Origin of the sequence: Dietzia cercidiphylli, from assembly GCF_014145145.1 — a bacterium.
Taxonomy (GTDB): Bacteria; Actinomycetota; Actinomycetes; order Mycobacteriales; family Mycobacteriaceae; genus Dietzia; species Dietzia natronolimnaea.
This window is the reverse complement of record NZ_JAALEA010000113.1, coordinates 1-1194: the sequence shown is the minus strand read 5'-3', so window position 1 is coordinate 1194 and position 1194 is coordinate 1. Positions and strand designations below refer to the sequence as shown.

Annotated in this window: 2 protein-coding genes; both read right to left on the bottom strand. The window is 70.4% G+C overall.

Annotated features, from left to right (window positions below; all coding sequences use genetic code 11):
• Positions 1–211 precede the first annotated feature (211 nt).
• Positions 212–724 carry an NUDIX hydrolase gene (locus G6028_RS04880; RefSeq protein ID WP_182658221.1) on the bottom strand — a complete coding sequence of 171 codons (513 nt, stop codon included), beginning with the start codon at positions 722–724 and terminating at the stop codon, positions 212–214.
• A 118-nt stretch (positions 725–842) separates the two neighbouring features.
• Positions 843–1194 (bottom strand): hypothetical protein (locus G6028_RS04875; protein ID WP_182658220.1); only part of this gene is annotated, 352 nt, incomplete at its 5' end.

Here is a 1194-nt window from a genome sequence, read left to right as displayed (position 1 = left end):
ACGCCCGCGCTCGCCGCCGCGATCAGCAGGATCTGACCGGGGCTCGGGGCCACCGCGACCGTTCCGGCGGCCAGGCCGTGGGCGGCGATGCCGAACACCGCGCTGACCACCGCGACGACGACGCCGACGACCGCGGTCACCACGGGGGGCACCTCGGCTCGGAAGCGGTCGGCGGGCATGCCCCGATTCTAGTGCTGCGCCGAGCGGGGGCCTATCCGCAGTGGCCGGTCCCACTCTCGGCGGACTCGGTGGTCAGCTCGATCCGGGTGCGCTCCTCGTCCGCCAGTCCCGCCTCCAGCCTCGCGAGCATGTGGGGGCGCATCTCGGGCAGGTCATCGACCGCGAACCAGCGGACGTCGGTGTTCTCGCCGTCGGCGGGGTGCGGGTCGCCGTCGAGGTAGGTACAGGCGAAGGTGTGGTCGAGGTACTGCGCGCGGTCACCGTTGTCATAGGTGACCATCCGCGAGACGCCGATGGAGGCGACGCGGTCCACCCGGATGCGCACGGCGGCTTCCTCCCGTGCCTCGCGGACCGCGGCCTCGGCGGGATGCTCCCCCGGGTCGACGATGCCGGTGACCGGGGTCCACCAGCCGTTGTCGGCCCGGCGGACCAGCAGGACGCGCGCGCCGTGGGGGTCGCGGATGACGGCGGTGGCACCCGCCAACCAGAGGGGCGCGGTGCCCACGTGACGGCGGAGCTCGAGGACGAAGTCGGGGACGGACATGACCCAGAGCGTATCCAGACCCCGGGAAATGCAGCGATCCCCGCCGACCGTGTGGTCGACGGGGATCGCCGGAGAACTATCCGATCGCTGACTCAGTCAGCGTCGATGAGGACGAACCTCAGTTCTGCTCCTCGACGGGCTCGCACTCATCCCGCTCCATGGAGCCGTTGTCCTTGAGGAACTCGATGGCCTCCGGCGGGAGGTTGCAGACGAGCCCCACGTTGATCTGCGGGAGCGGCGGGAGGTTGACGCCACCGGAGACGGCGAGGCCGATGCCGATGCCGGCAGCGGCGAGCGAACCGACTGCGAGCAGAGTCGCGGGGTCGGAGGAGCCGCCGTTGGCGGAACCGGTGATGATTACCTCTGAACCCTCGAAGGTGGAACCGAGGTCACTCGAACCCGGGAACTCCGAGGACAATCCGGTCAGCGAACCGAACAGGTTCTCGAGCGAACCCGGAGCCTCCGGATCA

Bases quoted from the DNA above. Each gene is read 5' to 3' on its own strand.
- G6028_RS04880 (WP_182658221.1), bottom strand. From the start codon at position 724: ATGTCCGTCCCCGACTTCGTCCTCGAGCTCCGCCGTCACGTGGGCACC.